This window comes from Halopiger thermotolerans, from assembly GCF_054654555.1.
The window spans coordinates 463419-469425 of record NZ_BAAIEU010000001.1; the positions used below are offsets into that span (position 1 = coordinate 463419).

The following is a 6007-nucleotide window of genomic DNA, read 5'->3' on the forward strand; positions in this document are numbered from 1 at the left end:
TCTCACTCCGCGACCGCGTCGCCGAAGACGCGCTCGGCGTCTGCGGGGACGTCGAAGTCGTGGTAGTGTTCGCCCTTAACGTCCGAGAGGATGTTGAGTGCTGCGGCGGCGCCGTCGCCGACGGCGATCGCGGCCTGCCACTCCTCGGGCCGGACCATCGCGCCGGTCGCGTAGAGGTTGTCGACGCTGGTCTCCATGTCGACGTCGACGTCGACCACGTCCTCCTCGGTGAACGCGCAGCCCAGGTCGTCGGCGAGGTCGCGGTTCGCGCCCGTCGCGAGCACGACGTAGTCGGCCTCGTACTCGCCGTCCTCGGTCGCGACGACGAAGCCGCCGCCAGCCTCCTCCACGCCCGTCACTTCCTCGCCCTGCCGGCGGTCGACGCCGAAGCTGTCGACCTGCTGGCGGGCCGTCTCCATGAACTCGGTGCCGCCGACCGAGCCGATGCCGAGGTAGTTGAACAGGTGCGCCTTGTGCATCCACGTCTCGTCGGCGTCGAACACCGTCGTCTCGAGGCCGTTCTTCGCGGTAAAGAGGGCCGCACTCAGGCCGGCGGGGCCGCCGCCGACCACGATCACCGAAACGTCACCGTCGTCCGCAGTCGCGTCGTCGCTCATAGTCGGTTACGGATTGTTACTACAGGGGTAAGAACCCAGCAGAGACGCCGGCGCAATCACGTGACACGCACGTTAGTGGGGCCGCACCGACCGTAGTCGGCGGGGCGCACGGAAGACGAATCAAATTCGACCCGTAGAGCGACGGCCAGCGGCGATCGACGGCCTCGAGGCGATCGAAGCGAACGGAACTGCGACCGCGGTCGCACGACACCTTCTCGAGCGCACTCCGATAGCACAACCCGTTCGCTGAAACGCGTGTGCTAGCGTATTACAGACCCTCTACGGCCAAATCTATCACTTTCGTACGCAAGCTCAATCGGTTCACGAGGATAGGCGCTATACATCCAGTACACACGACGCGTACCACATCGGCACCGAACGCGGCTCGACGCGACATTCGGTATCGGTGCCGCCACAACTCGGCTCCGGCCGTCCCCCGACGGCGCTCGGGAGCCACGCTTCACGAGCGCAAGAGACATCCATGAAAACCAGCCTCGAGGTGGAGTACTGGGTCGTCGACGACGACGGCGACCTGGTCCCGCCCGACTCACTGCTTGACGTCTGCGAGGGGATCGACCCCGAGTTCGTCGAGCCGATGCTCGAGATCAAAACGACCCCCTGTACGTCGATGGCGGAGCTCCGCGCGGAGCTTCGCGATCGGATCGCGACCGTCGTCGACGCGGCCCGCGAGCAGGGCAAGCGGCTCGTCCCGCTGGCGACGCCACTGGACGTTCCGCCGTCCGAAATCCCGTACCGCGAGAAGGCGAGCACCGACCTCCAGCGGCGGATCGTCGGACCGGGATTCGACGACGCCCGCGTCTGCGCCGGGACGCACATCCACTTCGAGCAGTCCAACGTCGTCGACCAGCTCAACGCGCTGACGGCGATCGATCCTGCGTTCGCGCTCGTCACGAGTTCCTCGCACTACCGCGGTGAACCGATCCTCGAGTGCGCCCGACCCTACCTCTACCGGCGGTCCTGCTACGGCGGCTGCCCCGAACAGGGACAGCTGTGGCCCTACGTCGACAGCGTCGCCGAGTGGGAACGGCGGCTCGAGGACGCCTACGAAACCTTCCGTGAGCGCGCGATCGAGCGCGGCGTCGATCCCGAGGCGTTCAACGACGCGTTCGACCCCTACGAAGCGACCTGGAATCCGGTTCGGCTGCGGCGGGCGATGCCGACCGTCGAGTGGCGCTCGCCGGACGCGGCGCTCCCGAGTCAGGTGCTGCAACTCGCCGAGGAGGTCCGCTCGATCGTCTCGCGGGCGGACGCCCGCGGAACCGCCGTCGTCGACGGCGACCGGGATCGCGTCGGCGGGAGCGGCGACGAGCCGGACGCCGACAGCGTCCCCCTCCCCGCGTTCGACACCGTCGAGGAGGTCACCGACGCCGCGATCCGCGACGGCCTCGAGAACTCGAACGTGCGGACGTACCTCCGCGGACTCGGATTCACGCCGTCGGAGTACGAACCGCTGACCGCGCAGCTTCCCGACGGGCGGCTCACCGAGCGCCGCGCCAAGCGCCTGCGACTCGCGGCCGCGCGGCGCCTCGAGGCCGACCTCGAGGAGCGCCGCGTCCGCGCCTGACCCGCGCGAGCGCGCCGGTCTGCGGACGAGACACGTTTTAGTCCTATCAAGACAGGACCGTCAGGTCATCCGCTCGAGCCAGCGCCGGCCCGTCCGCAGGTCGGCCGGCACCGCGTCGCCGAACGAGTACCGCAGCCGCCGGCCCTCGCAGGGGTTGCCCATCGCGACCTCGATCGTCGGCGCGCCGCCCTCGAAGACGGCCGTGCTGGCGGTGGTCAGCTGTCCCACCGCGTACTCGCCGGCCTCGGGTTCGGGGTGGCGACAGATCGAGTCGTCGCCGGGACCGTTTGCGTGATCGCGCGCAATCTGCCAGAGGTCGTCGCGAGTGAGCGGCTCGAGGTCCTCGAGCAACTCGAGGACGCGCCGCCGTCGCTTCGTGGAACTCTCGGCCTCAGTCGACTCGGAGATGACGAAGTGGTTCGTTCGCGTGACGATCGGGCTCTCGTCGGCCGCGATCCGCTCGGCGTTCGGATCCACCTCGAGCAGGACGGCGTCGGTCCCGTCGGCGAGAAACAGCGTCTGACCCATCAGGCGTTTCGTGGGGAACGAATCGAGTTTCGCGCGGGCTTCCTCGACGGTCGCACACTCCTCGAGAAGCATCCGGATGACGGTGCCGTTGCGCAGTTGGTCCTCGGGATCGACGTCGTCGCGTTCGCTGTCGATGTAGGTGTTCGCCGCGACCAACCCCCGATCGTTGACGCCCTTGAACAGCGAGATCGTGCCGCAGGTGTCGATCGTCAGGATCCCATGGTAGTCGTCGATCGGCGGCTGTTCGACGATCGACTTCGGGCGCAGGCCCCGTCCCGCGATGTCGCGGTTCTTGAGCACCAGCGGGCCGCCGGCGTCGGCTCCGTCGGCGACCGCCGGCTCAGCAACGAGCGCGTTCGTACATCCCCTTGGATTCTTCTCGGAGCGGCCGGTCCCCTCGGCCAGTTCCTCACACAGGTCCGAGTACGTGAAGACGTAGGCCTCGTAGACGTCCGGATCGACGTCGAACACGTCGGCCATCGCCTCGTAGGCCCGCCGGTGGCGATCGGGCAGGCTCTCGCGGCTGCGCCGGGCGTACTCGAGGAGGGGGTCGAGGTCGACCCCGCGGGCGTCGATGAGGTCCTCGAGGCGGTCGACGGCCCACTCGACGGCCTCGCGTTCGGTTTCGGCGCGGCGGCGGGCCTGCTCGGCGAAGGAGTCGACCTCGGGGACGGTCGCGGCGGGGTTGGTTGCGGTGTCGTCCATACAAAAAATGGGCGCTCGAGGGGTTTGGAACGTCGGCTTGAAAGGCAACGGTTCGAAGCGGCGGCCGCGGACGGGAGCGTGGCGTCCGCTACCCCGAGGAGCGAGGACGATACGGTAGCGGGACCGTTGCGATGACGTTCAATCCGGTCGACTGCTCCCGTTCGAGTGGCTCCTTCTTCGTCAGGACTGTCCGTGGCTCCGTGAGTTCGGGACGGAGACGGAGGTGTCGTCGGCGTCGGTGAGCAACTGCACGGCCGCTTCGGATCGGTCGGTGTCGCGGACGTTCGTATCCAGAAGGAGACGGTCCCGGTTCTCGGAGTCGGTCCGAATCGGTTACGGTGACAGCTCCTCGGCCCACTCCGCAGGGATGACACCTAGCAGGCCGTCGGCCGCGAGATCGTCGGACGTAACGAAGAGGATGGTATCGCCGCCGGAGACGGCGGTCCCGCCGCCGAATTCCTCGTCCCAGTGGTTGAGGACGGTGTCGGGGATCGGTAGCTCGCGGGCGTCCTCGTCGATTTCACTGCTGGCGACGTATCGCACTCCGTCGCGGCCCATTATCGCGTCGTAGTCTACGGAGACCACCACCCCGCCGTTGCGCTCGTTGATTCCCCAGAACGCCTCGCTCGAGTGGGCCAGGAACCCCTGGTTGAACGCCTGCTGTGGCGCCGGCACCTCCCGACTCTGCCTGTCGAAGGTTGCCTCGCCCAGCCGATCGATTTCCTCGGTTTCGGTGCCGTCATCGACGTCAGCGCCCGTTTCGGCCGTCGTCCCGTCATCGACATCGGGCGCTGCTTCGCGCTCGGTCGCCTCGGTGAGGTCCGCACTGTCGACCCCAGTATCGGCGATCTCGGGCTGGCCGACCGAACCCGGCTCGGCGTGGGCGTCGGACTCGAGCCCTGATCCTGTGTCCTCGACATCCGGGGACTCGTCCGCGACGTCCGCGGCCGCATCGCCGGTAGCGTGGTCCGTCTCCTCGACGCCGCCGGCCTCGTCGGCGACCGCATCGACGTCGGGCCGGGTGTCTACCACGTCGGTTTGCTCGACGTCTGACTCCTCACTGCGGCGGGATCGGCGCTGGCCGATCGCGGCTGCGACGAAGCCAGTTCCCAGGGCGAGCCGGACGAGTCCGCGCCCGCGCTCGCCGGCCCGGAGCGCTCGGATGCCGCTGAGAAGGCTCGTCCCGCCGATGATCGCCGGGACCGTCCCTGATTCGATGCCCTGCCGGAGGTACGGCGCCGCCCTCGAGACGTACTCACGGCCGCTGCTCGCCGCGGCCTGTGCGGTATCGACTTCTGACTCCGACTCCGATCGTGTGCTGCTGTCGGTCTGGTCCACACCGGTCCATTCGGTCGCGACGCACAAATCCTCCCCGTCATCACATCACACATCTAACAGTATCCGCGCCCAGTTGCCGCCGAATAACCCCGTCGTATTCGGTACGGAGTATCGATCAGCGACGGCGGCCCAACGAATCCTCTCTGTCCGATCAAGGGATGGTCGTCTCGACTTCACTGTTCGTCGCTCGAGTCGACGGCGTCTCGGCGGCCTCTTGACGCTACTCGTTCGATTGCATCCTCGCGGTGGGTGTCGTCGCTATCGGTTCAAATCCGCATGCTCGGACACACGACTCGAGGATTCCCGTTTTTCGACTCACTTGACCGGCTTCAACGGTCCAAGTTAGGGTGTTTTTGTCGCGTTCTTAGAGCAATCTCTGAACCGTCACGGTGATCCTCGTGCAATATGCACACGAGTCGAGCAGTCTCGTGTGCATATTTGGAAACCAAATTTTGTCGACATGCAACCTTAGGAAGAACTGCGTATCTAAAATTCACCTCTATGCGAATATTGGGATTTTTAACATTAGATGACTCAGTCTGGGTTAATGGCCGCAGACGAATATTATGATGCAATCGGAGAAGTCTTGTCGTACGTACTGAGTGCAGAGGACTTCATTGTTGGACAGAGAGGTCATGAAACTGGCAAATATTTCGTAATTGAAAGGGATGGGGCTAATCTCGAACTATATGCACAACCAAATAATCGGTATTTCACATTGATATACCAATTTTCACTAACTCAAGCTATAGTTAAGGCGTATGAGAATGATAATCAAATTCTTCGTGGCCACTTAGAAAAGTATGATATAGATGACTCAAATCTACGTGATGAGAACTTGTATGAAAGCGTAGCATATGAACGGGTAAAAGACGTAGAAGAAGACGAAGCTGAAAGATTAGTCACTGATATTCAGTCATACGCTATCCATTCTGATTGTCGGATTGAAAACCTCACTAAATCAGATCCAAGAAAAGAAAATGATGAGGAGGAGATATGGGATGGAGTATTGATTGCTGGGCTTCTTTATCCATATGAAGATGGTTTCGGACCCAGAGATTACGAGATGGTAGCACAAGAAGTGATCAGCGTCGGAAATCAAATATATAGTTCAATGGAGAAATTAGATGTTTTGCAAGAAGTTGGTTTTGGAAACTCGTAAATAAGCAACCTCGTTTCGTGATCTTCAGAGCTGAGAGAAACGAATACGACCGGGCATAGTGACGATCGGTAC

General features: G+C 63.5%; 5 protein-coding genes. 2 read left to right on the plus strand and 3 right to left on the minus strand.

All coding sequences use genetic code 11. The features are described from left to right. Nucleotides 1–2: 2 nt before the first annotated feature. The gene (locus tag ACYQ26_RS02395) at nt 3–617 is read right to left on the minus strand and encodes an NAD(P)/FAD-dependent oxidoreductase (protein WP_459806709.1); all 615 of its coding nucleotides are present in this window, start codon (nt 615–617) and stop codon (nt 3–5) included. 481 nt (nt 618–1098) lie between these two features. Between ACYQ26_RS02395 and ACYQ26_RS02400 the strand changes: the two genes are divergently transcribed. Then, nucleotides 1099–2202, plus strand: a complete 1104-nt coding sequence (locus tag ACYQ26_RS02400; protein ID WP_459806710.1) for a glutamate-cysteine ligase family protein — start codon at nt 1099–1101, stop codon at nt 2200–2202. A 60-nt stretch (nt 2203–2262) separates the two neighbouring features. Here the strand turns inward: ACYQ26_RS02400 and ACYQ26_RS02405 are convergent, their stop codons facing one another. After that, nucleotides 2263–3435 (minus strand): C45 family autoproteolytic acyltransferase/hydrolase, encoded by a 1173-nt coding sequence (locus ACYQ26_RS02405; RefSeq protein WP_459806711.1) that lies wholly within the window; start codon nt 3433–3435, stop codon nt 2263–2265. 333 nt (nt 3436–3768) lie between these two features. Further along, nucleotides 3769–4773: a hypothetical protein gene (locus ACYQ26_RS02410; protein ID WP_459806712.1), complete on the minus strand. Its 1005-nt coding sequence runs from the start codon at nt 4771–4773 to the stop codon at nt 3769–3771. A gap of 547 nt (nt 4774–5320) precedes the next feature. Here ACYQ26_RS02410 and ACYQ26_RS02415 point away from each other — a divergent pair. Then, on the plus strand, nt 5321–5935 hold the full coding sequence (locus ACYQ26_RS02415; RefSeq protein ID WP_459806713.1) for a hypothetical protein: 615 nt from the start codon (nt 5321–5323) through the stop codon (nt 5933–5935). Nucleotides 5936–6007 lie beyond the last annotated feature (72 nt).